Origin of the sequence: Pontiella agarivorans, assembly GCF_034531395.1 — a bacterium.
GTDB classification, from domain to species: Bacteria; Verrucomicrobiota; Kiritimatiellia; order Kiritimatiellales; family Pontiellaceae; genus Pontiella; species Pontiella agarivorans.
The window spans coordinates 985,350-1,011,655 of the sequence record NZ_JARVCO010000012.1; the positions used below are offsets into that span (position 1 = coordinate 985,350).

21 protein-coding genes and 1 tRNA gene are annotated in these 26,306 nt (G+C 52.1%); 14 read left to right on the forward strand and 8 right to left on the reverse strand.

Going from position 1 to position 26,306, the window contains the following annotated elements; genetic code table 11:
- The first annotated feature begins 142 nt into the window (after positions 1 to 142).
- Both P9H32_RS17000 and P9H32_RS17005 read left to right on the forward strand, forming a co-directional pair.
- Positions 143 to 412, forward strand: a complete 270-nt coding sequence (locus P9H32_RS17000) for a GxxExxY protein (RefSeq protein WP_322610333.1) — start codon at positions 143 to 145, stop codon at positions 410 to 412.
- A gap of 52 nt (positions 413 to 464) precedes the next feature.
- Positions 465 to 1,196 carry an SDR family oxidoreductase gene (locus P9H32_RS17005; RefSeq protein WP_322610120.1) on the forward strand — a complete coding sequence of 244 codons (732 nt, stop codon included), beginning with the start codon at positions 465 to 467 and terminating at the stop codon, positions 1,194 to 1,196.
- Positions 1,197 to 1,214: 18 nt separating this feature from the next.
- Here P9H32_RS17005 and P9H32_RS17010 read toward each other — a convergent pair whose 3' ends face one another.
- From P9H32_RS17010 to P9H32_RS17020, 3 genes are all read right to left on the reverse strand, one after another.
- Positions 1,215 to 2,636, reverse strand: coding sequence for a maltoporin (locus tag P9H32_RS17010; protein ID WP_322610121.1), 1,422 nt, complete (start codon positions 2,634 to 2,636; stop codon positions 1,215 to 1,217).
- Positions 2,637 to 2,707: 71 nt separating this feature from the next.
- Entirely contained in the window at positions 2,708 to 4,462 is a 1,755-nt protein-coding gene (locus P9H32_RS17015; protein WP_322610122.1) for an ABC transporter ATP-binding protein, read from the reverse strand.
- Positions 4,459 to 6,267, reverse strand: a complete 1,809-nt coding sequence (locus tag P9H32_RS17020) for an ABC transporter ATP-binding protein (RefSeq protein WP_322610123.1) — start codon at positions 6,265 to 6,267, stop codon at positions 4,459 to 4,461. The genes P9H32_RS17015 and P9H32_RS17020 overlap by 4 nt, the downstream gene beginning before the upstream one ends.
- A 118-nt stretch (positions 6,268 to 6,385) precedes the next feature.
- Here P9H32_RS17020 and P9H32_RS17025 point away from each other — a divergent pair, with 118 nt between their 5' ends.
- Both P9H32_RS17025 and miaB read left to right on the forward strand, forming a co-directional pair.
- Positions 6,386 to 7,048: a ferredoxin--NADP reductase gene (locus tag P9H32_RS17025; RefSeq protein WP_322610124.1), complete on the forward strand. Its 663-nt coding sequence runs from the start codon at positions 6,386 to 6,388 to the stop codon at positions 7,046 to 7,048.
- A gap of 63 nt (positions 7,049 to 7,111) precedes the next feature.
- Positions 7,112 to 8,446, forward strand: coding sequence for a tRNA (N6-isopentenyl adenosine(37)-C2)-methylthiotransferase MiaB (miaB, locus tag P9H32_RS17030; RefSeq protein ID WP_322610125.1), 1,335 nt, complete (start codon positions 7,112 to 7,114; stop codon positions 8,444 to 8,446).
- On the opposite strand, the gene tadA is transcribed toward miaB, so the two are convergent.
- Together tadA and P9H32_RS17040 are read right to left on the reverse strand one after the other, a co-directional pair.
- Entirely contained in the window at positions 8,443 to 8,958 is a 516-nt protein-coding gene (gene tadA / locus P9H32_RS17035; protein WP_322610126.1) for a tRNA adenosine(34) deaminase TadA, read from the reverse strand. The genes miaB and tadA overlap by 4 nt on opposite strands.
- A gap of 45 nt (positions 8,959 to 9,003) precedes the next feature.
- On the reverse strand, positions 9,004 to 9,885 hold the full coding sequence (locus tag P9H32_RS17040) for a diacylglycerol/lipid kinase family protein (protein ID WP_322610127.1): 882 nt from the start codon (positions 9,883 to 9,885) through the stop codon (positions 9,004 to 9,006).
- A 187-nt stretch (positions 9,886 to 10,072) separates the two neighbouring features.
- Between P9H32_RS17040 and P9H32_RS17045 the strand changes: the two genes are divergently transcribed.
- From P9H32_RS17045 to P9H32_RS17060, 4 genes are read left to right on the forward strand one after another with little or no spacing between them, the layout of a single operon-like run.
- Complete coding sequence (locus P9H32_RS17045) at positions 10,073 to 11,668, forward strand: TolC family protein (RefSeq protein WP_322610128.1); 1,596 nt, start codon at positions 10,073 to 10,075, stop codon at positions 11,666 to 11,668.
- Complete coding sequence (locus P9H32_RS17050) at positions 11,637 to 13,184, forward strand: efflux RND transporter periplasmic adaptor subunit (protein WP_322610129.1); 1,548 nt, start codon at positions 11,637 to 11,639, stop codon at positions 13,182 to 13,184. The genes P9H32_RS17045 and P9H32_RS17050 overlap by 32 nt, the downstream gene beginning before the upstream one ends.
- Positions 13,181 to 13,882: an ABC transporter ATP-binding protein gene (locus P9H32_RS17055; RefSeq protein WP_322610130.1), complete on the forward strand. Its 702-nt coding sequence runs from the start codon at positions 13,181 to 13,183 to the stop codon at positions 13,880 to 13,882. The genes P9H32_RS17050 and P9H32_RS17055 overlap by 4 nt, the downstream gene beginning before the upstream one ends.
- A complete protein-coding gene (locus P9H32_RS17060) occupies positions 13,879 to 15,165 on the forward strand; it encodes an ABC transporter permease (protein WP_322610131.1) in 1,287 nt (428 codons plus the stop codon). The genes P9H32_RS17055 and P9H32_RS17060 overlap by 4 nt, the downstream gene beginning before the upstream one ends.
- 31 nt (positions 15,166 to 15,196) lie before the next feature.
- On the opposite strand, the gene P9H32_RS17065 is transcribed toward P9H32_RS17060, so the two are convergent.
- Complete coding sequence (locus P9H32_RS17065; protein ID WP_322610132.1) at positions 15,197 to 17,389, reverse strand: patatin-like phospholipase family protein; 2,193 nt, start codon at positions 17,387 to 17,389, stop codon at positions 15,197 to 15,199.
- An 82-nt stretch (positions 17,390 to 17,471) separates the two neighbouring features.
- On the opposite strand from P9H32_RS17065, the gene thiL reads away from it, so the two are divergent.
- The 3 genes from thiL (at position 17,472) to fmt (ending at position 21,183) form a co-directional block, all read left to right on the forward strand.
- Entirely contained in the window at positions 17,472 to 18,368 is an 897-nt protein-coding gene (gene thiL, locus P9H32_RS17070; protein WP_322610133.1) for a thiamine-phosphate kinase, read from the forward strand.
- A gap of 110 nt (positions 18,369 to 18,478) precedes the next feature.
- Positions 18,479 to 20,245, forward strand: a complete 1,767-nt coding sequence (locus tag P9H32_RS17075; protein ID WP_322610134.1) for an ArnT family glycosyltransferase — start codon at positions 18,479 to 18,481, stop codon at positions 20,243 to 20,245.
- Positions 20,246 to 20,259: 14 nt separating this feature from the next.
- The gene (gene fmt / locus P9H32_RS17080; RefSeq protein ID WP_322610135.1) at positions 20,260 to 21,183 is read left to right on the forward strand and encodes a methionyl-tRNA formyltransferase; all 924 of its coding nucleotides are present in this window, start codon (positions 20,260 to 20,262) and stop codon (positions 21,181 to 21,183) included.
- A 349-nt stretch (positions 21,184 to 21,532) separates the two neighbouring features.
- Here fmt and hisG read toward each other — a convergent pair whose 3' ends face one another.
- Positions 21,533 to 22,405: an ATP phosphoribosyltransferase gene (gene hisG, locus P9H32_RS17085; RefSeq protein ID WP_322610136.1), complete on the reverse strand. Its 873-nt coding sequence runs from the start codon at positions 22,403 to 22,405 to the stop codon at positions 21,533 to 21,535.
- Positions 22,406 to 22,560: 155 nt separating this feature from the next.
- Here hisG and P9H32_RS17090 point away from each other — a divergent pair.
- Positions 22,561 to 22,636, forward strand: a tRNA-Arg gene (locus tag P9H32_RS17090).
- A gap of 20 nt (positions 22,637 to 22,656) precedes the next feature.
- On the opposite strand, the gene P9H32_RS17095 is transcribed toward P9H32_RS17090, so the two are convergent.
- Positions 22,657 to 23,952 carry a Glu/Leu/Phe/Val family dehydrogenase gene (locus P9H32_RS17095; protein WP_322610137.1) on the reverse strand — a complete coding sequence of 432 codons (1,296 nt, stop codon included), beginning with the start codon at positions 23,950 to 23,952 and terminating at the stop codon, positions 22,657 to 22,659.
- 91 nt (positions 23,953 to 24,043) lie between these two features.
- Here P9H32_RS17095 and P9H32_RS17100 point away from each other — a divergent pair, with 91 nt between their 5' ends.
- Together P9H32_RS17100 and P9H32_RS17105 are read left to right on the forward strand one after the other, a co-directional pair.
- Complete coding sequence (locus tag P9H32_RS17100; RefSeq protein WP_322610138.1) at positions 24,044 to 25,564, forward strand: CHAD domain-containing protein; 1,521 nt, start codon at positions 24,044 to 24,046, stop codon at positions 25,562 to 25,564.
- A complete protein-coding gene (locus P9H32_RS17105) occupies positions 25,561 to 26,301 on the forward strand; it encodes a ParA family protein (RefSeq protein WP_322610139.1) in 741 nt (246 codons plus the stop codon). The genes P9H32_RS17100 and P9H32_RS17105 overlap by 4 nt, the downstream gene beginning before the upstream one ends.
- The last annotated feature ends 5 nt before the right edge of the window (positions 26,302 to 26,306 follow it).

Genomic DNA, 26,306 nt, shown 5'->3' on the forward strand with positions numbered 1-26,306 from the left:
ACGCAATACACTGAATACACGGAAGAAGCAAAAATGAGTGAACTGATATATGAAGATCTGACCTATCAGATACGAGGTGTGCTTTTCGAGGTGTATAAAGAAAAAGGGATGCGGTTTTCCTGAAGTTGTTTATCAGGAAGGTCTGGAAATTGAATTGGAGATGCAGGGGATAGAGTTTGTTGCTCAGTATCCTTTAAAGTTGAAATACAAGGGCCGGCTGTTGAGAAAATTATATATTCATGACTTTATTTGCATGGATAAAATCATTGTTGAAATCAAAGCGGTAAAGGATCTTTCAGATGAGCATCGAGCGCAGGTTAAAAATTATTTAAAGGCAACTGGATACAGGTTAGGACTTCTGGTGAATTTCGGCCATTATCCCAAAGTGCAGATCGAACAAATCGCAAACTGACGTTTCGTGTATTTAGTGTATTTCGTGGTTTGAATTTATAGGTGAACGGGCAATGAAGAATGTTTTAATTTTAGGTGCGACGTCAGATATGGCGCAGGCGATTGCGAAGAAATATGCGGCGGAGGGCTGGAGCTTGACGCTGGGGGCGCTGGAGGTCGATCTTCTGGAACCGATTGCGAGTGATCTGAAAGTGCGGTCGGGATCGGAAGTACTGACGTTTAAATTTGATGCGGCGGACTTTTCCAGCCATCGGAAAATCTATGATTCGCTGTCGGTGAAACCCGATGCGGTGATTGCCTGCTTCGGCTATATGAGCGATCAGGAAAACGTCCGAAATGATATTGAAGATATTCGGCGGACGATTGATATCAATTTTACGGGTATGGCGACGATGCTCAGTGTGATTGCCGAGGATTTCGGGCAGCGCGGCAATGGAGCCATCGCGGCCATCAGTTCGGTGGCGGGGGATCGCGGACGGCAGAGTAATTATATTTACGGCAGTGCCAAAGCGGGGCTTACGGCTTTTCTGGCCGGTCTGAGAAACCGGCTATCTGAAAAAGGGGTGCATGTGATGACGGTGAAGCCGGGATTTGCACGCACGAAAATGACAGAGAATCTGGAGCTTCCGGCGGCACTGACAGCCAGTCCGGAACAGATTGCGGAAGCGGTTTTCCATGGATTGGAAAAAAAGAAGAATGTGATCTACATTCTCTGGATGTGGCGCTGGATTATGCTGATCATCCGTTGCATTCCGGAATTCGTTTTCAAGAAAATGAAGATGTAGTTCCGGACCGTTCCGGATTTACCACCAGGCTTCCATCTGAACGCCGGCGGAAATGCCGTGCGTTTCGTCGCTGTAGCCGGTCGGAGCCACCATCCCTTCAAACCCGTCCGACCAGGTGGCGTAGGTGAGGAAGGCACGGATGGACGGACGGGCAAAAAAATCGGCCGACGGCTGGATTTGCGGGGCCAACGTGAATTTTCCCAGCACTCCTTCTGATCCGTTGTCCTGATTGGTGTAGTCCGCGCCAGCTTCAAAAGCGAGCGACCAGTATTCATTAAAGTGATAGACCGGCCGTGCTCCGAGCGAAATCCAGTCCATCGGTCCGGTCACCCCGTTGTCATAATTTTCGTAGAGTGCCATGCACTGCAGGGAAACCGGATTGCCGTGATCAATGACTACGTCATCCGTCATCCGAAACCGGCGGGTATCTTCGGTTTTAAAGGTGTCGCCCGGTGCGAGGGTGAGGCCCTGAGGGGCGGTGATTACGGCGCGGAAATTATCGGCCACGCCTTCACCGTACTGCATGGTGAACCGGTTGGCGATTTTATCGGAAAGCGGGGTTTGAAGAATCGCACCCAGTGCCCAGCCGAATCCACTTTCGATAATGATGTCTGCACCCGCTGTTTCCAACCGGTCGCCGGAGAAGTCGGCGATGTCTCCGATGAGTTCCAGTTTACCGATGCCGACGGGGATATCGTAGAGCCGCAGGTTGAGGGTGTTTTTATTGAAGTGATAATCGTTTGTGTATGCGGTCCCGCTGGAGTCGAGCTGGTCGATGGAACCGCCGAGCCAGGCAGCGGCCCATTTCATCTCGTCGCCCAGGGCCACATCTTCAATCCCGCCGCCGAAGCCGGCCATATCGCGAAAAAAGAAATCGGTAATGTGGATATCGAGGTGTTGATAGAACCGATTACCCGCCCAGAAAAGCGCCTCCTTTTTGGTATCCCAGACGCCGCGCGCACCGGCGAAGGCTTCGCGCAGGGAGGTGGTGGTGTCGAAGTTGTTGTTGTCGACCGTCGGCGTAAAGTAGGCAAAGGTCAGTTTGGTATAGATATCGATGTTATTTTCAATCAGTTCCTGTGTACGGAAGTTCTGCTGATAGGTGGCTTCAATATAAGTTTCGGCTTCGTTGCCGAGGCGGTATTTTGAACCGGCATTCGGGGCCTGAAAGGCCTCCATGGCATCGCCGTTTCCGTTCACGCCGAGTCCGGCGCGAAAATAGCCGTGGAATTCAAAATCTTTGGTTGTGCGGTCCGGCTGGTCACCCTGATGAATCTGATCCTGGTCCCGACTGACAGTCATGTTTTCCAGGGTCCGGATACGGGCTTCGGACTGCATCCTGTAGGCCTCGAATTCTTTTCTTAATTCATCCGCGGCCTGGTCGGCGGAACTGCAGATAACCATCCCCGCAGTGCATGTGAATGCCAGTACTGCCTTCATGTCATCCTCCTGTATTGAAAAAATATTTTATGATGGTTGAGTATTTTTTCAAGACTGAAGTTATTTTTGAATCAGGCGGGGGCATGCTCCAGCAGCTCATAAAGCTGGCGGTAATAGCCGTCGTTCGCCATAAGTTCATCGTGTGTGCCCTGGTCGATCAGTTCGCCGTGGCGCATCACGAGAATACGGTCGGCATTGCGGATGGTGGAAAGGCGGTGGGCGATTACGATGGAGGTACGGTTGGCCATGAGTTTGTTCAGGGCATCCTGAATCAGCATTTCGGTGGCGGTGTCGACGCTGGCGGTGGCTTCGTCCAGGACGAAGAGCAGTTCCGGATCCTGGGCCAGGGCACGGGCCATGGCCAACAGCTGTTTCTGACCGAGTGAAAGACCGGCACCGCGTTCATTCAGAACGGTATCGTATCCTTTCGGCATGGCGCTGATGAAACCGTGGGCGTTGACCGTTTTTGCGGCGTGCTCGATATCGGTGCGGGAGATGCCCGGCTGACCCAGGCTGATATTATCTGCGACGGAACCGGTGAAGATGAAGGGATCCTGAAATACATAGCCGAGCCGTTTTCGTAGATCATTTTTGGAAAAGTTGCGAATGTCGGAACCGTTGATGGTGACGACGCCCTGCTGCACATCGTAGAAACGGCCGATCAGGTTGATGATGGTGCTTTTTCCTGCGCCGGTGGCACCGACGACGGCGAGGACCTGTCCGGGCTGTACTTCGAATGACAGGTTTTTGATGACCCAGTTGTTTTCCACATAGGCAAAGGACACGTTTTTAAATGCAATGGCGCCGGCCAGCTTTTCCGGATTTTCCGGGTTTTCCGGATCGGTAATTTGTTCTTTTTCATCGAGCAGGTCAAAGACCCGTTCGATTGAGGCCATGGCGACCTGGAACGAGCCGGCTTTATCGGACAGCGAACCGAGTGGCTGGAAGAAGCCTTTGAGATAGGCCAGAAAGGCAATCAGCGTGCCGAGCGTGACGGCGTCGGAACTGCCCATAATAGCCAGGCCGCCGATGGTCAGCGTGATGAGCTGCGCCACAATCTGCCCGGTTTCCATTGTTGGAAAATAGAGGCTGAACCAACGGACTTCATCAAAGTGCGCCGCCCGCAGGTGGGTGTTTCGTTCGTCGAAATCTTCAATGGTGCTGGCTTCGCGATTGAAGAGCTGAATGGTGGTCATGCCGGTGAGATCCTCCTGGATCAGTGCATTCAGCCGGGCCTGTCGGTCGCGGATATCCCGATTGGCATTACGCAGTTTGGCATTCACGAAATACATGATGCCGAAGAGGAAGGGCAACGTGGAAAAAATGGAAATGGACAGTCGCGGGCTGAACCAGATCATGTAGCCCATAATGCCGAAAATCATGAAAAGGTCCGCGATAGATCCGACGACGCCTTCGGTTACAAAATGCTGGAGGCGTTCGATGTCGGAGGTGACGCGCGTGAGCAGGGTTCCGACGGGCGTTTTGTCGAAATAGCCCTGATGCATCCGCAGCACTTTGCGGTAAACGGCCAATCGCAGATCGTAGACAATTTGTTGACCGATCCAGGCGGTGAGCAGGGTTTGTATATAGCGGACACCGTAGCCGCAGGCGGTGAGCAGGGCATAAATTTTTGCATATTTCATGAGCAGGGCAAAACGCCCGCCGGTATCGGCTCCGTCGGCTCGAAGCACTTCATCCATGATTTTCTGCACCAGCACCGGGAGATAGTTGATGGTGATGGTGGTGGCCATGATCAGGGTAAAGGCCAGGATCAACCATCCGGAATAGGGTTTGGCGTAGGCGAGGAAGCGGCGGGTTTTATTCATCGCTCTTCCTCCAGTTTTTCCTGCAGCTGCTGCATGGTGTTGAGTTCGGCATAATAGCCGGGTTGTGCAATGAGTTCTTCGTGGGTGCCGCGCTGTGTGATTTCACCGTCTTCAATAACAATGATGGTGTCGGCATAGCGCAGGGTGGAAATACGGTGACTGACAAAGAGCGTGGTGCGCTCGTTCATGACCGGCTGAAGTTTGGACATAATCGCGGCTTCGGTCTGGGTGTCGACAGCGGAGAGCACATCGTCGAGAATCAGGATTTCGGGTTTGCGGGCAATGGCGCGGCTGATGGAGGTGCGTTGCCGCTGGCCGCCGGAAAGGGTTACTCCGCGTTCGCCGAGCATGGTCCGGTACTGTTCGGGGAAGCCTTCAACATCGTCGTGCAGGTGAGCGATGTCGGCCGCCCATCCAATGGTTGGAAAATCGGGGTCGTCGAGTCCGAAGCCGATGTTGTGTTCCAGGGTTCGGGAAAAGAGTACGGGTTCCTGCGCGGCGTAGCCGATCATGCCGCGCAGGCGGGGCAGCGGCATTTCACGGATATCGGTTCCGCCGACGGTGATGGCACCGCGCGTCGGGTCGGAAAGGCGGGCAACGAGGGAGGTGAGCAGGGTTTTTCCGCTTCCCGTCGGGCCGGTGATGCCCAGCGTTTGACCGCGCGGAATTTCGAGGTTGATGTTTTTAAGGAATTTCCGGCCGTCAATTTCGAGATCCAGATTTTGGAAAACAATGGTCGGTTCCGGAATTTTTTCAAGATCCGGAACGTCGGATGGATTTCGGATTCCGGGTTCGCGGTCGAGAATCTGCTTTACGCGTTTCCAGCTGACCCGGCCGCGTTCAAACATGGAAAGTACCCAGCTGACGGCGAGGAGCGGCCACTGGAGTATGGCGATATAGGAAATAAACTGCTGGATGACTCCGATGGTCAGTTCTCCGCTGATAACCTTTTTTCCGCCGAAAATAAGAATGAGAATGGTGCCGATGGTGAATCCGAAGGCCATGAACGAAAAGAGGAAGTGGCGGGTGGTGGCCACTTTCATGTTTTTGGTGATGAGGCCTGAATTCAGTTCTTCAAATTCTGTGTTTCTCCTTTTTTCAAGGGCGAATCCTTTGACGCAGCGGATGCCGGAAAAGGTTTCCTGGGAATAGTTCGAAACCTCGGAGACGTGTTCCTGCAGTTCCTGCTGGTATACGCGCATTTTGCGCAGCACCACAAAAAAAGCGAAAACGAGCGGAGTGAAAAGGCCGATGACGATGAGAGCGAGCTGCCGGTCGGTTGTCAGCATGATTCCGGAGGCCATGACGGCCATCAGGATGGTGCGCGAGCCCTGGAGAAATCCCTGTCCGATGGAATCGCGGATGATGTTGATGTCGGACGATAGCCGTGTCATCAGGTCGCCGGTGCGTTCGGAGCGGAAGAATTCCTGATCCAAAGCAGTGAGGTGGGTGAAGAGATCGTGGCGCAGTGCGCACTCCACTTTATGTGACATGCGCATGGGGATTTTTCGCAGATAGCGGGAAAAAACGACGGAGACGGAACCAATCGCAAAAAAATAGAGGAAATAGCGGATCAGCAATGGCTTCGTGAGGGTGTCCGCCTCCAGTCCGTCGATGATCCAGCGGACAATGATGGGCATGCTCAGGCTGCATCCGACGGTGAGCAGGCCGAAGAGGATGGTGCCCGCAATATCGAGACGAAGCGGCCGGAAATAGGCGGTTAAACTGGCGGGTTTTCTGCTGATGTTACACATCCTTTCGAAGGCGACCCAAGGTATCGGCTTATACGGTTTTTGCAAGCTCACTTTCCAATGTTTGGAAATCCGGGCGGTTCAGTTTGACTTTCCAATGACTGGAAACTATAAAGACCCGCTTTTAGCGATACAGCACTAAAAACGGTCTGTTTGTGGAACGAGGTTAAACATGCTTTCAACAACGAAGAAAAGAAGTACGTGCAAGGTCCTTGAGATCCGTCGTTTAACGCCGGAAACCGCCGTGGTGCGTTTTGAGCGGGAAGGACTTGATTTTGAGCCGGGGCAGTATATCCGGGTCGGTCTGGAGGGGGATCCGGAGATTCGCGATTATTCGGTGTATTCCGGGAGCAACCACGCGGACTATCTTGAAGTTCTTGTGCGCCGGGTGGAAGACGGTCTGGTTTCCAAGCAGCTGTGTGATCTCGACGTCGGAGAGGCAGTGAGTGTCGGCGGTCCGTACGGCCATTTCAAGCTGCTGGATGAGGTGCGTGAAAAGCCGCTGTTGCTGATTTCCACGGGAACTGGAATTTCGCCGTTTCACAGTTTTGCTGAGTCATATACCGGACTGAATTATCGGCTCATCCACGGCACGGCCCGCGCGGATGAAGCCTATGAATCTGATTTTTACGGGGATCACTATTTTCATTGTGTATCGCGCGAAGAGGGCGGCGATTTTAAAGGGCGTGTGACGGATTATCTGCGGGATCTTGAAATCGACCCCGAAACGAATGCTTATCTGTGTGGTAACTGCGATATGATCTATGAGGCCTTCGATATGCTGCAGGATAAAGGTCTTCCCACTGCTCAGATTCACACCGAGGTCTATTTTTAATATAAAGACGGGGTATTCGGGGTGATCATTTCTATCCCGTAAAAGCGCTGTCAGAGAACTGTCATGAAATGTTGCGTTGTCACTTTAGGTTGTCAGATGAATCAGTCGGATTCCGAACGGATCCGCAGTGTCATTGAGAAATACGGTTATGAAATGACCGATTCCGAGGAGGCGGCGGATCTGATTGGTATTGTGGCGTGTTCGGTGCGGCAGAAAGCAATTGATAAGGTTTACAGTAAAATTGCAAAGTGGAACAGATGGAAGAATGAGCGTCCGCTGGTGACGTTTGTTTCCGGCTGTATTCTGCCGGCCGATGAAGTGAAATTCCTGAAATTGTTTGACCTGGTTTTCCGGATGAACGAACTCCCGGATCTGCCTAAAATGCTGCAGCAGTGCGGGGTGGCGACTGAGTTTTCAGTCCGGAATCCGGTTGCCGATATTGAGCGGCATGATGAGCGTACCGATTTCTGGCAGGTGGATCCGACCTACAGTTCGGACTTTGAAGCTTTTGTGCCGATCCAGAACGGGTGTGATAAGTTCTGTTCGTTCTGTGCGGTGCCCTATACCCGTGGCCGCGAGGTTTCCCGCCTGAGTGGTGATATTCTGCAGGAAGTGCAGAAGCTGATTGACCGAGATGTGAAGTCGATCACGCTGCTGGGGCAGAATGTGAACTCCTATGGATTGGATAAAAAAGGCGAAGAAATTTCATTTGCCGAACTGTTGCGCAAAATCGGTGAGCTGGGTAAGGCCAGCGGCAAGGGTTTATGGGTGTATTTTACCTCGCCGCATCCGCGGGATATGACGAGGGATGTGATTGAAGCGATTGCCGATTACGAGTGTCTCGCCAAGCAGATTCATCTGCCGGTGCAAAGCGGCGATGAAAAACTGCTGCGTAAAATGAACCGGAATCACAGTATCGAGGATTATCTTAAAATTGTGGACGACATCCGCGAGCTGCTGCCGACGGCTACGATCTTTACCGATATCATTGTCGGCTTTACCGGCGAGACCGATGAACAGCTGGAAAATACGGCGAAGCTGATGCTGGGTGTGAAGTTCAATATGGCCTATATCGCCAAGTATTCGCCGCGTGTCGGTGCGCGCTCTGCCCGTTGGGAGGATGACATTACACCGCAGCAGAAGAGCGAACGACTGGCGCGCCTGACGGAAGTGCTCAAGCGTACGTCGCTGGAACACAATGAATCGATGATCGGTAAAAAATATAAAGTGTTGGTTGAGCGGGTTGATCCGCGTAAGGAAGGGGCTGTGCAGGCCCGGACCGAAGGCAAGCTTCCTGTTCGTATTACCGATGCGCCGGAAGATCTGGTGGGCACGTTCCAAACGGTGGAAATCACCCGGGCTTCCGAGTTATCGCTGACCGGTCGGCTGGTTGCCTAATTCGCAGCGGAATCTTCGTCGATTCGACGCTGTTTTTTGCGATCTTTGGAGGCCTGTCGAAGTTTCTGGAAAAATTCCTGCATAACAAACCGGCATTCACCTTCAAGCAGGCCGGCTTCAACTTCAACCGCATGGTTTAGATCTGCTTCGTTGAGAATATTGAATTTCGATGTTGCGCCGCCGCGGACCGGATCGGTCATACCCCAGACCACTTTTTTCATGCGCGAAAGAACCAGAGCGCCGGCACACATGGGGCAGGGTTCTTTGGTGACATACATCACGGCATCGTTGAGTCGCCAATTGCCGACGGTTTGCGTGGCCTGGGTGATGGCGAGCACTTCGGCATGTGCGGTGGGGTCGTTGAGCGTTTCGGTCTGGTTGTGCGCTTTTCCAATTACTTCGCCGTTGAGCACAATTACGGCCCCGCAGGGCACTTCACCTTCTTCGGCTGCCAGCCGGGCTTCGCGCAGGGCCATGTGCATGTAGAATTCATCTTCTGAAAAATCGTCCATAAGGAATATTGCTTACTGTGTATTGCGGGCGGGGTAAAGTGAAAATCAGAGCGAGGGGATAATTACATTCAGCGCAGAGGGGAGCACTTGAATATGCACATCGCCCTCGGTCTGGTACAGTTCTCCGTCAATCTGAATGGGGGTATCGTTTTCCCGCCTGACCGTCATTGTTTTGAAGTTTCGGTTGGTTACGAGATGATGTTGGTGGAAGGTTTTTTCAATGAAACGGTGGACTTGCGCAAGAACCAGGGGCATGTCTTTGGTTTCAATGGCCACCAGTTCCAGGTTGCCGTCGTCTGCTTTGGCATCGGGGGCCACAATTACATCGCTGCCGAACTGGGTGAGATTGGCGATGGTGAAAATCAGCGGATGTTTAAGTTCCAGCTGCTCGGAATCGATTTCCACATGAAACGGCTGGGCTCGATATTCCAGCAGTTGCTGCGCTCCGGCGAGGACGTAGGGGACGATGCCGCGGAAAGGATATTTTTCGAAGGTTTCCACGAGCGCGGCGTCCCAGGCCATGGAGCAGGTGACAAAGAAGAGGCGGTCATTGACTTTGCCGACATCAATTTTTTCGGTATGTCCGTTGAGCAGGGCTTTGGTGGCGGGGCCCGGCTGAAGCGGAGTTTTGAAGTGCCGGGCGAATCCGTTGCCGCTGCCCGCGGGAAGTACGCCGAACCGGACATCGGTTCCGACCAGTTCAGAGCCGATGGTGTTGACCATGCCGTCGCCGCCTACAACCAGCACGGTATTTACCCCGCGTTCCACAGCACGGTGGACTTTTTCTATGCCGTCTTCGGCCGATTGGCTGAATTGGAAATAGACATCGTGCCACGGGTCATCCCACGTTTCCTGTACAGCTGTAATATAGCGGTGTGGGCCGCCTACGCCGGATTTTGGGTTTATGAGTACGAGAACCTGTTCCATTATTTCATCCGTTTTCCAGTCTTCGGAAAAGGGTGTAGCACAGAATGCCCCGCTTGTGAACCTCGGTGATAGATTATCATTACAGTATTTTTTTTGATTTGGAGTGTCCGGGTTTTATGGAAGAGGGCGTCTATTATTGTCTATGGGAGCTATGGATTTAAGAACGGTTAGATTAACGGTGGGGGCGGTGTTTTTACTCTTGCTGTCCTCGTGTACGAAAATCGGGAATTATGCCGAGAAGCGGGCAAATAAAGCGGCCTACAGCAATATTGCCGGAGCACAGCATTCCGCCTTTGGTGAGACCGATATTTTTTCCATTGGTGTAAAGGAAGAAGAGCTTCTGCAGCAACTGCTTGAAATCGACCGGAAGCAGGAAGAGGTGCAGCTGCTCAGTCTTGCCGATACGATTGCGCTGGCTATGGCCAACAGTCGATCCTACCAGTTTGAAAAGGAAAACCTCTTTATCCAGGCGCTGAACCTGACGGAAACGCAAAAGGACTTCAATTGGGATACCAGTGCTTCCAGTGCCGCGGCCAGCACTGGAATTTCGAAGCAGAACGGTAATGTTGAAACGTTCGGTGAACAGGGAGTGGATGGAAATCTGACCTTGGGGATTTCGCGCACGCTGGTTTCCGGGGCCAAGGTTTCGCTGGGATTCACCCATGCGTTTTTAAATGCATTTTCTTCTCCGGATACCTCCGGAGAGGGCAATGCTGTTTCCTTAAATATTGTTCAACCCCTTTTGAATGGGTTCGGGCCGTTGGTTGCGAAGGAAACGCTCCGGCAGGCGGAGCGGGACATGGTGTATGCTGTGCGGGAGTTCAAACGCTATCAGCAGGGTTTCGTGATCAATATAGCGGATCAGTATTATTCCGCTTTGCAGACCCGCGATCAGCTGATCAACCAGCGCAGGAACTATGAAAGTGCGGTTGCCAACCGCGAGCAGACGGAATCGATGGCGAAGGCCGGTCGTATTAAGGAGTTTGAGGCGGCACAGGCAAAGCAGAGCGAGCTGAATGCTGCGGACAGTCTGACTTTGGCCATTTCGAATTATCAGTCTGCTCTGGATGATTTCCGCTACACGCTCGGCATTCCCATTGATTTGAATGTGGAACCTGACTCCCGGGAGCTGAAACTGTTGGAAGAACGCGGCCTGGTTCAGTTTGATATCGATCAGCAAGCTGCCATGGACAGTGCTCTTTCCAATCGGCTGGATCTAATTACCCGCCGCGATGCGGTTGAAGACAATGAACGGTTGCTTGAAATTACCCGTCGCAACTTTCTGCCGGATTTAAATGCCAATTATAATGTAACGGCCGATCCGGAATTCGACAGCAGCGATCAGGTTGATCAGGATTTGACGGTTTCGCTGGATATTCCGTTTGACTGGACGGAAAAACGCAACGATTACCGAATTGCCCAGATTCGGCTGGACCGGGCGGTGAGGAGTCTGCAGGCGGAAGAGGATGATATCCGGCGCGATGTCCGGGAGCTGTGGCGTAAGCTGGAACGCAACCGATCCGTATATAAAAACCGCTTGCTGTCGGTGCGGCTGTCTGAACGGCGGGTGGAGAATACGGAGCTTCTGTTGCAACAGGGAAAGGTGCAGACGCGCGATCTGCTCGATGCGCAGGATGACCTGCTGAGTTCCCGTAACCAGGCAACCAGCGCGCTGGTGGATTACACCATTAACCGCCTGCGCTTCTGGGACGCCATTGAACGATTTGAAATTGACCCCAAGGGAATGTGGTATGAGCAATCCGAAGAAGAAATTACTGAGTAAACGTTCCGTATTGATCGGGCTCGCTGTGGCACTGGTTGCTGTTGCCGTTCTGCTGCTGAATCCGGGAAATGATACGAATAAAATCGATATGGATGAGGCCAACCTTTGCCAGGTTCAGCAGGGGGATCTGGTGGTAAGTATTTTGCAGTCGGGCGAACTGCGAGCAAAGAAGAGCCGGGATATTCAGAATCAGGCCTATCGCGATGCCAAGATTACCTCGATTGTGGATGACGGCGCTTTTGTGACCAATGGACAGCTGCTGTTTGAGTTGGAATCGGCTCAGCTTCAGGAGCGCTATCTTGATCAGCAGTCCGATGTTGCCGAAGCGGAAGCCAGTCTGAAGCTGGCCATAGAAAATCTGGCCATCGCGAAGCTTAAAAATGCAACCGATCTGGAAACCGCAAAAATGAAAGCGGAGCTGGCCCGGATGGACCTGCAGAAATATGTGGACGTGGAATATCAGCAGCAGGTGGATAAGGCACAGTCGGAGATTTATCTCGCCGAACAGGAGCTGAAAAAGGCCCGTAATGAACTGGCCGGAACGCAGGAGCTTTATGATAAAGGCTATTCCAACCGGACGGAGCTGGAGGCCGATCAGCTGGGTGTGGAGCGTAAAGAGGTTGAGGTGAAAAATAAAAAAGCCGACCTCGAAATCCTGAAAAACTACACGCATATCAAGCGGCAGATGGAACTGAAAAATGCGGTTTCAAATGCGGTGTCAGCGCTGGAACGCATGAAAAAATCCCAGTCAGCGGATATCCAGAGTAAAGAAGCCGGCATCGAGTCCAAAAAGACCCGACTGGAAATTGAACGCAATCAGCTCGCGACTAAAGAGACCGAATTTTCCAATACCAAGGTTTATGCCGATTTTGACGGTCAGGTTTTTTATCCCAAGGAACGACACCGCCCGAAAATTGAAAAAGGGGCCACTGTTCAGATGCGTCAGAAAATCCTCTCATATCCGGATCTTTCGGCTTGGAATCTGCAGGTGGGTATTCCGGAAGCGATGATTGATAAGGTGTCGGTTGGGCAGCATGCCGTCGCGACGCTGGATGCGTTGCCGGGGCTGATCCTTGAGGGCAATATTGAGAAGGTCAGTGCTGTTCCGGACTCCCAGAACTGGTTCAGTTCCGGTGTTAAGACGTATACGATTATGATCGATGTCACCTCCGAAACCAATACTCAGCTTAAGCCGGGAATGTCGGCTACCGTTGAAATCGTTACCGATGAGCTCAAAAACGTTCTTTATGTACCGATTCAGGCGGTGGTCTCGCGTGACGGAACCCATTATGTTTATGTGGTGAATCACGGGCGTAAAGAGCTGCGCGAAGTTGAAATCGGTAAATTCAACACGTATTCCATCGAGATTGTTTCCGGTCTGGAAGTTGGAGAAGAGCTTTTACTTTATGCAGAAGTTGAGCTCGAAGCCGATGCTCAGCTCAAGAAAAGTCCACTTGATGTTGAGGAAAAAGGCCGGGCGGAAAACTCGAAATCAGAGGCCCGGGATAAAGCATGAGCGAGGCGATCGTTGAACTTAAAAGCTCCGTTAAGGAATACGTTAACGGTTCGCTTCGGGTGACGGCTATGCGGGAGATTGATCTCCGTATTGACCGGGGAGAGTACGCCGTCATTATGGGGGCATCCGGTTCGGGAAAATCCACCTGTCTGAATATCCTGGGCTGTCTGGACCGTCTGACCTCTGGAACGTATCTGCTGGGCGGACAGGATGTGTCGGATCTGAATGATGACGAGCTTTCCGAAATCCGTTCTAAGCGGCTGGGCTTCATCTTTCAGTCCTATAATCTGATTCCACAGCTCAACGTGCTCGAAAATATTGAAGTTCCGCTGTTTTATCAGGGGGTTCCGGAAGCGCAGGCCCGTATGCAGGCGGAAAAGCTGGCGAAACGTATGGGGCTGGAAAAACGGCTCAAACATAAACCTATGGAACTGTCCGGCGGCCAGCAGCAGCGGGTGGCCATTGCGCGATCGCTGGTGTGTGATCCGATTCTCATGCTGGCCGATGAACCGACGGGTAATCTTGATTCCAGGACCGGTGAGGAGATTCTGGAACTGCTCGATGAGCTTCATGCCGAAGGGAAAAGTATTGTCATGGTTACGCACGATGATGAGATTGCGCATCGGGCCCAGCGCGTTGTCCGGTTCATGGATGGAAAAATTATTTCCAACGACTGGAATGGAGCCGCGAAAGTATGAATACCATGCGACCAGAGCGGATGGTGAAACTGGCGGTTAAAAACCTCAGCCAGTACAAGCTTCGCGCCGGGTTGACAATGCTGGGCATTATTTTCGGGGTCTGTTCGGTGGTCGCCATGCTCAGTGTGGGCGAAGGGGCAAACCAGGAGATTCAGGAAAAAATTCAGCGGATGGGCAGTCGTAATATCCTGATTAAAAGTGTCAAGGTGCCGAAAGAAGAGACCAACAGCGGAGGCTCGCGGAATTTCATTGCCTCGTATGGTCTGACCTATGACGACGCAGACGATCTTACCCGTTTTGTGCCGAATCTCGAGGCCTCCATTCCGATCAAACGTCTGCGCTACGATGTGCAGTTTAAGGAACGCAAACTGCAGACCGATGTGGTGGCCACGTTGCCGGCATTTATCCGGGTGCAGAATTACCGCATGGTTCGCGGGCGTTTTCTCAGTGCTGCGGATCAGTCTTTTGGAACTCCCGTCTGTGTGATTGGAACACGGTTGGCCCGCATGCTCTATGCCGGGTATGACCCTGTCGGGCAGACGCTCACGATTGATCGCGATGCCTATACGGTGGTCGGGATTGTCGGGGACATTGCACAGGGCGAAGTAGAGTTGTCGCAGAATGAGCTGTGGCTTGAGGGAGAAAATCAAAGTGTTTACATACCGCTCCGGACCTACCAGCAGAAGCGCGGTGATCTTTTTACTCAGTGGTCGGAAGGCGGCGGCACCTTCGAGAAAATTGAACTTTATGAGCTGATCCTCTCCATCGATGAGCAGGATCATGTTGTGCGGGCAGTGGATGCGGTGCGCCGTGTTCTGAAAAAGAATCATAAGAAAGAGGATTACAGTGTTGTGGTTCCGCTTGAGCTGATTCGTCAGGCCCGTGAAACACGGAAGCTGTTTAACATCGTGCTGGGGTCAATTGCAGCGATATCGCTGATTGTCGGCGGCATTGGCATCATGAATATCATGCTGGCAACCGTCAGTGAACGCACTCGCGAGATCGGCATTCGCCGTGCGCTGGGGGCCACGCGCACCGATATTGTTCTCCAGTTTCTGATGGAAACTCTAATTCTCTCAATTTCCGGTGGTGTGATTGGTCTTGTTTTCGGGGCAATTATTCCGTTACTCATCACCGCCGCAACCGATGTTAAAACTGTGCTGACATTCCCGGCCTTTGCTGTGGCCTTTTCGGTTTCGGTGGCGGTCTCGGTTGTGTTCGGTATTTACCCGGCACGGCGTGCTGCCATGATGGATCCAATTGAGGCGTTGCGGCACGAATAAATATCGGTGGTTTCAGACTCCGGAATCGGATTCAGAAGTTGTTGCCGATGGTTATGTAGAAGCGCGGACGGTTGAGGTCCAGGGCCTGGCCGATGCCGATCATTACACGCCCGATGAGGGTGTCGGCACCGAGGCCGGCCAGGGCGCCGAATTCAAGGTCCTTGATGTCGACGTCGCTTTTTTTCTTCCAGACCTTGCCGGTGTCGAAACGGGCCAGGGCAAATACGCCGTTACCGAAGGTGGGCGGCAGCCGGCCCAGCCGATAGCGGTAGGCCAAATTGAAAGAGCCGTAATAATTCCCGAAAAGCTGGTAGGGGGCATACCCTGCAAAGCTGTTCATGCCGCCAAGAAAAAATGACGCATAAAAGGGCAGTTCGGTGCCGAAGCTGCTGCCGCCGGAGAGCGTGGGGGTCAGGGTATGGCGGCCGATAGTCATCGGTACAAGGGCTTTGACTTCTACCCGGTCGAAACCATGCTCCGAGCCGATTTTTTTATCGGTAAAACATCCGTCAACGGAGACCTGAAAGCCTTTACTTGGGAAAAAGTTATCATCAAGCTGGTCGAGTATCAGGCGGGTGGTGACGCCCACAACCCGATCGTTCAGTTCCCCCAGGGAGACGCTGCCGCTTCGCCCTTCATCCCATACGTGACCGCCGAGCATGCCGACGCGAAATTCTCCAAATTCGAATGCGGAAATTCCTGCGTCCAGATTGCAGAGAATGTGCTGTTGTTCGACCTCCGCGTAGCTGTCGTCATTATTATAAAGATCAATATCCTGGTCCAGTGCAGTCACCGAAGGGGAAACGAAGAAACGCCCGGAATGCGTCACCGGTTGATACCATTCGGCGAAAAATCCACGCTGCTGTTCGCCTCCCTGAAGATCGACCCGGAGTTCGCCTCCGAGCGGGTTTAGATCACTATGTGTATAATTCAGAAGAAAGTTCCACAGCATCGAGGAATTGGAAGCCATCTCAAACTTTATACCGAAATGCAGGAATGCCGGACCCCAGTATTTTTCTTCGGTTTTATATACCAGAGCGTATTCTCCATTGTTGCGTTTCAGTTCATAAGTGACCGTTTGGAAATTACCCATCCCGTATATTCTGCGCAGATCATGGTTGACGGTTTCCAGATCCAGCGGCCCTTTTTTTGACCGGACCCTGTATTCAATCAGATCAGTCAGCCCGCTGTTGCCATCTTCCACCCGAATTTCATTGATGATGATTTTTTTATCGTACTTTGCGCGCTGCCTGGCCAGGAATTCGGCATATTCAGCAGGCGGAACACCCAGTGGTTTCAGCTCATCGAGTTTGTTTTCGGCGGCGATCTGGCCGGCCGGAATAATTTCAGCCGACCGCTGGAAATGGGAGGATGAGAAGTCGGAAAGATCGGGCTGGATTATGATATCAGCGGATTCGAGCTGCTTTTCCTGTCCCGGGCGCTGCATAATAGTATAAGTGCGGCCGATAACCTCAGGTACCGAATCAAAGTTGCTGACTTCGCTTTTGTGGGCCCCTGAAGCACCCACATCGACGGCAATGATAATGTCGGCTCCCATAGCTTTCACTACATCCACCGGCATATTGTTGAAAATGCCGCCGTCCACAAAAATTCGGTCGCCTATACGCACCGGCGTGAACACCCCCGGAACTGCCATGCTGGCCCGCATCGCCAGCGATAGATCCCCATCTTTCAGGATCACCGACTCACCTTTGCGCAGGTCTGTTGCGATGGCGCGATAGGGAATGTTCAGGTCATCAAAATCCGCGATACCGGTGCTGTTCAGCGAAAAGGTTTCCAGTACATTATTCAGCTTCTGTCCATAGGCCATACCGGGACGATATTGCAGTGCCCAGTGGTTGAATCCAAGTTCGGCTCCCATGTAGCGGTTGTCGTCCTGTTTGCGTCGGTAGACCAGGTATTGGTGCGGCGACTGATCTTTGAGCACATCCCACCAGTCGAGCTGCGTGAACGACTGTTCCATTTCGTCGGGGGTCATGCCGGAGGCATACATGCCCGCCACGATGGCCCCCATGCTTGTTCCGCCGATATAGTCGATGGGAATGTTGAGCTTTTCCAATTCTCTGATGACGCCGACATGTGCAAATCCCAACGCTCCGCCGCCGCCCAGTACAAGGCCGATTTTCGGTCGGTGGGTTTCGGTTCGGGCAACGGACGTGAGTGCCATACAGAAGGTCAGAATAAACAGCCGTTTTCTTAACATGAAAGTCTTTTACCAGACTGCTTTCTAAGGTATCGAGTTTTTTTGAATGCGAAAGCGGTCTGGTAACGCTACCTTTTATTTCATGTCAACATTACGCGAAATTGGTGAACATGCGGCTCTTCGTAAAATTCTTCCCCTGCTCGGAACCCATCCGGAACTTCGGATCGGGGCTGGCGATGATTGCGCCGTGTGCCGGTTGCCGGGCACCGGAGCGGATCAGGTGTTCACTACCGATCCCGTGATAGAAAATATACATTTCCAATCGTTGGAAAATCCCATGCGTATTGGTCATAAAGCCGTTGGTCGGGTACTCAGCGATATCGCGGCCATGGGCGCGCGGCCCCAGTGGATTTTGGTGAATGTGGTGGCCCCGCCGGAGCTGGAAATCCATGATCTGGAAAAAATGTATAAGGGCATGATGGATCTTTGTAACCGTTTCGGCGCTTCGGTCATTGGCGGAGATCTGGCACGCGGTCCCGCTCTGGAGCTCCACATTTTCGGGACCGGCCTGCTGCCGGAAAAATCGGCGCTGTTGCGTTCCGGGGCAAATGAAGGGGATTCAATTTTGGTTACAGGGCCGCTCGGATGCAGTTTTGAATCCGGAAAGCATCTCGATTTTATTCCGCGTGTGGATGAGGGGTGCTTTCTGCGGGAAAGCGGTTTGGTGAATGCACTGATGGATATCAGCGACGGGCTGGCAACGGACCTGCGGCATATTCTCCAGCAGAGCGGCGTTGGTGCAGTATTGGACGGCCAGGCTGTTCCAAAGGCAGGAACGCTGAAGCAGGCGTTGTTTGACGGCGAAGACTTTGAGCTCCTGCTTACCGCGCCCGATCCGGAAGAGCTCCGTTTCCAATGGCAGGAAAAATTCGGCACGGTACTTCCGGTGATTGGAAGAGTTACAGCGGAAACAGGTATACTGCGGCTGGATGGGCAGGTGCTGGAGGCCAAAGCCTTTGAACATTTTTCACCGGAATAGGGCGGGAATCGCCCTCCTTTTTCCAATGGTTGGAAACTTGTATTCCCCGGGGTTTCATGGATACTTAGCGGCTCATTTTTTTAAGAGAATTTCGAACATACGGAGCAGCAATGGCAGACAACAGATCGTTTGAATCGACACTTCACGATATCGTCTACAGTATCGACACGGGCACCGGACTGAAAATCATCCGTGTCGGACTCTATATTCTCCTGTTGCTTGTGATCGTTATGGTATTCACAGCCACACAGTTCCGCGGGCTTAAATCGGCCGAAGCTATGGATTTGTGTCAGCTCGGCCGGAATATTTCGTTCGATAACGGTTTGATTACAAAAAATGTGCGCCCGCTGAGCATGCATGTGATGGAGGGGCGTACACCGGATGAAAACCCTCAGATTGGGTTGCATCCGGATCTTTACAATGCCCCGGCCTATCCGGCGCTACTTTCGTTGGGGTTCGGGTTCTTTGAGTTGATCGGTGTTGATCCGTTTGAGGTACCCGAGGGAAGCCATGCGGCGCTGCTCCCGGCGGAGCAGTGGGTGGTGCTTCCAGTCAATCATCTGTTTGCCATCCTGACCGGCATGCTCGTGTTTTTGCTGGGAAAACGACTGTTTTCGCGCGAGATCGGTTTCCTGGGCATGACGATCTATTATTTAAGTAATCTGGTATGGATCGATTCCATTTCCGGACTGAATATTTCGATGGCCGTATTTTTTTCCGTATTATCATTTCATCAAATGATCGTCTCGATGCTGAATAAGCGCGACGGCGATGGCAAACTGTTATGGATTCTCCCGTTTCTGATTTCGATTATCTCGGCGGTGATTGCGTTTTACACCCGTTTTATCACGGCTGCCATTGTGCCGGGCATCTGTCTGTTTGCCTGGCTGATGGCCGGGCGTTTTCGCGGCGGCACGCGCTTCGTGTTTATCTTTGCGGTTTTATATTTTTTGCTGATCACACCGTGGTTCGTACGGAATTACCGGATTAGCGGGAATCCCGTGGGGATGGCGATGTATTCTATGCTGAACGAATCGCCACGATTCCCTGATAATTCAGTAGAACGCGATTACCATCCTGAAATTTCCGGCGGGCAGATCGTAGACTCTATGAAGAAAAAATGGGTGCTCAACTATTCCGGCGAATATGCAGGGGTTATTTCCGGTATGGGCGGCGGCATTCTTATGTCGCTCTTTCTGGTTACGTTCTTCTATCACTTTGTCCGTCCTCAGGTGAATTATCTCCGGTGGGGGCTGGGGGTATCATTGCTGCTCATGGTGATCATCGCTGGCTTTTTCTCAGAGTCGTCCATTCGCATGCTACATCTGTTTTGGCCGTTTGCCATCCTCTACGGCTTGGCTTTTTTCTATATTCTGATCGATCGGCTCGACCTCGGAGTGCGGCTTTACAATCTGGCGCTTAAATGCCTGATTGTCTTTCTGGCTTTTATCCCGTTCGGACTTACCTTGATGCCGCCCCATGAGGTTCATCCGTATCCGCCGTATAACACCTACATCATTTCCCGCGTCGCCGGTATGCTCAATGAACGCGAAGTGCTTTGCACCGATATGCCATGGGCGACCGCGTGGTACGGTGATCGCGTTTCGGTTCTTCTCCCGCAGGACCTGGATCAGTTCTACGAAATAAACGATTATAAACAGTATATTTCAGGCATGTATTTCACGACCATCACCAAGAACAAGCCGTTTGTGAAAGAGTTACTGGATGGTCCGGAAAAAAGCTGGCTTCCCGTGATGAGTGGCCGCACTCCCCCCGACTTCCCGCTTAAACAGGGGGTTTCGTTGCACCGACAGGACCAGATTTTCCTGTCCGACCGCGACCGCTGGTCCACCCGGGCCGCCGAAGCTGCTGAGTAATTCAAGGAGGTAGCATGCGTATCGTTTTCATGGGTTCAGCCGCATTGGCGGTTCCTTCGCTTAAAGCCATTCTCCACTCCGGGCAGGATGATGTGGTGGGGGTGGTTTCCCAGCCGGACCGGCCTGCCGGGCGTAAGCGTATTCTCACACCATGTCCGCTTAAAGCCTATGCCGATGAGCAGGGCCTGAATATCCTGACGCCGGAAAAAATTGGGGATCCCGATGCGGTACAGACCTTGGAACAGTTGAAGCCCGATCTGCTGGTGGTGGTCGCCTACGGTCAATATATTCCGCAGCGTGTAATCCGGTTGGCCACACATGAGGCCATCAATGTGCATCCGTCTCTGTTACCGAAGTACCGCGGCTCCGCACCGATTCAATGGGCCATTCTGAATGGAGACCAGGAAACCGGAGTCAGCATAATTTATCTGGCTGAAAAAATGGATGCCGGCGATATTTTGCGACAGGAGACTTATCCTTTGGACGGGAACGAAACCTCAGGAATCCTTCATGACAAGTTGGCTGTTGTCGGCGCGAACCTCTTAATCAAAGCCATCGACGATATTCGTCAGGGATCGGTCAGCCGGGTCATTCAGAATGAATCGGAAATGGTTGAGGTGCGAAAACTCACGAAAGACGATGGCCGAATCGACTGGTCTTTATCGGCGGATCAAATACGAAACCGTATCCGTGCTTTTGATCCCTGGCCCGGCAGCTTCTGCAGGATGCCCGGAGGTGACCTGCTCAAGATATGGAGTGCGGATGTGGAAGAGGGGCGCGGGGAGAAACCCGGAACCCTGCTTGATGAACAGCTGCTGGTACAAGCCGGCGACGGGGCCCTGCGACTCAGGGAAGTTCAGCCTCCCGGAAAAAAACGTATGCCGGCGAAATCCTTTTTAAACGGTTTTACCCTCGTGAAGGGTGAAATTCTGGATTGATCCCACCCTTCTGGAAATACAATCGAAAATTCATACATTGCAATGTGTGAAACGGACAATGCGGTTCAGTATAGAGGTTTTCTTTTTTTCATACATTGCAATGTGTGAAAATATGGGCAAAAAAATACCTGAAAATCTCATCTTTCAAGAGATTTTCAGGAATTTTCAAAGCAAGGCCGATTTTTTTTCAACCTTGAAATGGATCTAAGCGGTTAAGGCTTATTTCTTTTTATGACGATCTGCGCGTCTGCGTTTGCGACGTTTGTGATTCGACATTTTTTTCTTACGCCATTTTTTGATGGTACCCATGATTTCTCCTGATTCGTTCTCAAAAGGGCAAGTAAAGTACTTACGCCACAACTTTATTCAAGCTAATTTCGATAATTCCTTCGGCTCCGCTGTTTTTGAGCTCCGGAATAATTTCGCGGACAACGGATTCGTCGACGACCGTTTCGATGGCATACCAGCCGTTATCGGTCAGTTTGTTGACGGTAGGGGAGTGGAGTGCCGGAAGCAGGCCCTTAACTGCTTCGAGATTTTTTTCTTCTACATTAAGTTTCAGCAGTACCTTATCTGCGGCATCGAGAGCGGCCTTGAGCAGGAGTGCAATTTTTTCAAGTTTCTGCTTTTTCCATTCATCGGCCCAGGCATCTTTGGAACAGAAGAATTTAGTGTAGGACTCCATCAGTGTGTCGATAATCTTGAGGTTATTTGCCCGCAGAGAAGATCCGGTTTCGGTGATATCGACAATGGCATCCACAAAATCCGGAACTTTGACTTCGGTTGCTCCCCAGGAGAATTCAACTTCAGCTTTAACTCCGTTTTCTTTGAGGTAACGCTCAACAATGCCGACCCCTTCGGTGGCGATTTTTTTGCCTTCGAGGTCTTTTACGGTTTTGATATCCGAATTATTCGGCACGGCCAGAACCCATCGAACGGGGCGTTTGCTTTGCTTGGAGTAGACCAAGCTGCAAAGGTCGACCACGTCGGAGCCATTGGCAGCAATCCAGTCCAGGCCGGTAATACCGGCATCGAGCATGCCGTGTTCAACATAGCGGCTCATTTCCTGCGAACGCAGGATGCGGATTTCAATTTCTTCGTCGTCAATCGACGGGAAATAAGAACGCGATCCGCCCTTAATCGTGAATCCGGCTTTTTTGAAAAGCGCATACGTCGATTCCTGCAAGCTGCCTTTGGGCAGTCCGATTACCAGTTTTTTCATAAATCCTTTTCCTTTGTTGGTTTGGGAAAGCGGGGAATATAGAGGAACAAATCCGGGCGTCCAATACCTGATTGCGAAAAATTTCCAGTGATTGGAAGAGGAGTGAAACCCCTTGAGGTCCTCCTGTAAAACCGGTATTTCTAGAATTCACATGCGCACTCTTGGCCTAATGGATAAGGCAACTGGCTTCGAACCAGTCGATTGGGGGTTCGACTCCCTCAGAGTGCGCCATTCTTTTTTGTGCGGCAAGGTCATCGCTGATTGCCGTTGGAAAAATAGGAGCTGGTTCCTTTAGCGTTCATCGTTTCACCGAGGCGTTTGATGGCATGCACATAGGCGGCGGTGCGCATATCGGTTTTGATATCGTGATGCAGGTCATAGATGTATTCGAATTCGCGGGCCATGATGGCTTGGAGTTTGCGATGTACCTCCTGCAGTTCCCAGTAGCTTCCGGACCGGTTCTGAAGCCATTCAAAATAGCTGACGGTTACTCCGCCAGCATTGGCCAGAATGTCGGGTACCACTTCGATGTTCCGGCTGTTCAGGATGGCATCGGCTTCGGAAGTGATCGGGCCGTTGGCAACCTCGACGATATATCGGGCTCGAATATTCTGGGCATTGCGGGATGTGATCTGGTTTTCAAGTGCGGCCGGGATAAGAATGTCTACATCCAGTTCAAGGAGTTCCTCATTGGTCAACTGATCGGCTGCGGTTGAAGTGCAGAGCGCTTTATCGCAATAAACGGTTTGTACATGACGGGTTTTTTCCTTGATGCGGATCAGACTGGGAATATCGAAGCCGTCGGGGTGGTAGACGGCCCCCTGGGAATCGCTGACGGCCACGATGCGGTATCCGTCTTTGTGAAGTAACCGGGCCACATGCTGTCCCGCATTGCCGAAGCCCTGAATGGCTATGCGCGTGGATGAGGGGGACTGGTCATGTTTTCGGGCGAGTTCTCTGATGCAGTAATAGGCGCCGCGGCCGGTGGCATCGGCCCGTCCGACACTTCCGCCCATGCTGACGGGTTTGCCGGTAATGACTGCCGGAACGTGCTGGCGGCGGATGGTGGAATATTCATCCATCATCCAGCCCATAATCCGTTCATTGGTATACATATCCGGCGCAGGAATATCGACGTCGGGGCCGATGAAGTCGGCGACCTGCCGGATGAATCCGCGACTGAGTCGTTCAAGCTCCATGGGGCTCAGCGATTTGGCATCGACCGAAATCCCGCCTTTGGCTCCTCCGAACGGCACGCCGACAACTGCGCATTTAAAGGTCATCCAGAAAGCGAGGGATTTGACTTCGTCGAGTGTAACGGAGGGATGATAACGTAAGCCGCCTTTGGTGGGGCCGCGGGTGTTGTCGTGCCGGACGCGGTAGCCCCTGTAGAACGTCAGAGATCCGTCATCACGCCGTACCGGGACTGAAACCTCGAGGCAGGATTTAGGGGTTCCGACACGCAACGCAATCTCGTCGTCGAGGTCGGTATACGGCATCGCGGTATTCAGCCGCTGCATGGCATCATCAAAAAGGCTTCTGCTCATGATTATCCTCCAGGAAATAAAGAAAGTTTAAATCTTCATCGTTGTGTCGTCAACGCTTGATCCATGTGGTGCCTCGCTTATAATGAATTCCATGTCCAACGGTAGCATATCCGGAGTCTGGAAATGGGGAACGTTTGATGTCTGTCATGTTGCCAGAAAACTGCCGCGCGGTTTTTCCATTGAGCCGGTGGAGGAGGCTGTGCTGACCGGGCAGATGCTGGACACCTTCAATGAAGTGATGCGGGAAAGCGGCTGCGTACTGTTGCAGACCGAAAAAAAACTGGTCCTCATCCATCTGCAGACCGGGAAAATTGATGAACAGACATTTTCCGGAAGCTGGAAGTTTGCGGATGAATTGAATGCCGGAGCTGTTCAATTTCAATGTCTGGAAAAATCCGAGCTCCGGGCTTTTATACCGTTGGGGGAGCTGACTGTTCAGTGGCGGCACTGGAGGGGGTGTGATGAGCTGCAGAAAACGGTGATGCGTTTAGTGAGTGTTGAATTCCTCTGCGGTGAAAAGCGGAGGGTCTGGCTGAGCGGTGAGGCATTGCGCGGTTATGAATCCGAAACGGCGAGGATTTTACGGGCATTGGAAAAGGCGGGGTTTGAAGCGGGCGATATGGAAAAAATTCCAATGTCTGGAAGCGGTCGGTCGGCCCATACCCCCAAGTCGATTGTGGCTATTGAGGCGGATTGGCCGATTTTTGAAACGGCGAATCAGATTGTACTAAGGGGGCTGGATATTGCCCGGCGGAATGAAGCCGGTGCGGCGGATGATGTTGATACTGAATTTCTGCACGACTACCGGGTGAGCCTGCGCCGTGTCCGTTCATTACTTAGTCTTTTTAAAGGGGTGTATGACGATGGATTTTCGGAGGAAATGAAGTCTGAACTGAGGAATGTGATGAAGCGAACAAACCGGCTGCGCGACCTGGATGTATATCTGCTGGGCCGGAAAAAATATTATGCACGGGTTCCAGAGTCGGTGCATGCGGGACTCGATATTATGTTCGGGATGATTGAGGCAGAGCGGTTGAGCGAACAGGAAAAAGTCGCCGCGTTTTTCCGGTCCTCGGAATACGATCGGCGGATGGAGCACGTTCGGGCGAAGTTCCGGTGGTTCGAAAACCGGGGCCGAGGTTCCCGGGCGGCTATGCCGACGCTGAAGTTTGCGAGGCGGGTAAGCCGAAAACGGTATGAGCGGATTGTTGAAATTGCGCCGGTGATTTCAGAAAATGCGCCTGATGTTGCGGTCCATGAACTTCGGATTCAGTGTAAAAAGTTCCGTTATCTGCTGGAGTTTTTCGCGCCGCTTTTTCCGGCGGAAGAAAATAAGGTGCGGATCAAATCGCTGAAGAGATTGCAGGATGTGCTCGGGCGGTTTAATGATTATTCAGTGCAACGCGAGGCGCTGTCGGTTTTGGTGAAAACGCATCCGGTTCGAGGGAAAAAAGGGCTGATGCTGGCGGAGAGTGCGGGCGCGCTGGAGGCAACGTTGTTTCAACTGCAGTTGCAGGTCCGGCAGGATGTGGAAAAGGGGCTGGAAGAATTCGTGAAACCGGAGCCGGCCCGGGTATTCGAAGCATTATTTTCAAAAGGATATACGGAATGAAGATTGTGGCATGTTACAGCAATAAGGGCGGCGTGGGAAAAACGGCGGCGGCCGTGAACTTGGCCTATGCTGCCGCTCTGAGTGGAAAGCGGGTGCTGCTGTGTGATCTGGATCCGCAGGGGGCGTCGGGGTTTTATTTCCGGGTGAAGCCGTCAAAACAACTGAGGGAAAAGCGGTTTTTTGAAGATGTGAAGCGGTTTACTAAAGCAATCCGGGCAAGTGATTTTGATCACTTGGATCTGCTGCCGGCAAATCCGGATTTTCGGGATTTTGATATCTTTCTCTCGCGGATGAAGCATAGCCGTTCCCGGCTGAAAAAGGCGCTGAAGGCGGCGGACAATGAATATGATCTTTTGCTGCTGGACTGTCCGCCGAATATCTCACGCCTGTCGGAAAATGTTTTCAAGGCGTCGGACCGGATTATTGTTCCGGTTATTCCGACCACTCTTTCGGAACGGGCGCTGGAGCAGCTTTATTCATTTTTTGATGAAGAAGGCTTGCGGAAGAAAAAAATCGTTCCGGTGTTTTCGATGGTGCAGAAGCGGAAGAAGCTGCATGCGGAGTCGATGGAACGTATGCGCAAAACGTATAAGCGGTTTCTGCAGCATACGATTCCTTTTTCGAGCGATATTGAAAAGATGGGTGTACACCGTGCTCCGGCGCTTTCGTATGCGGGGAAACGTTCGGCGGCTTGGGCCTATGAAGAGGTCTGGGAAGAAATTGAGTGTCTGATTTAGGATGA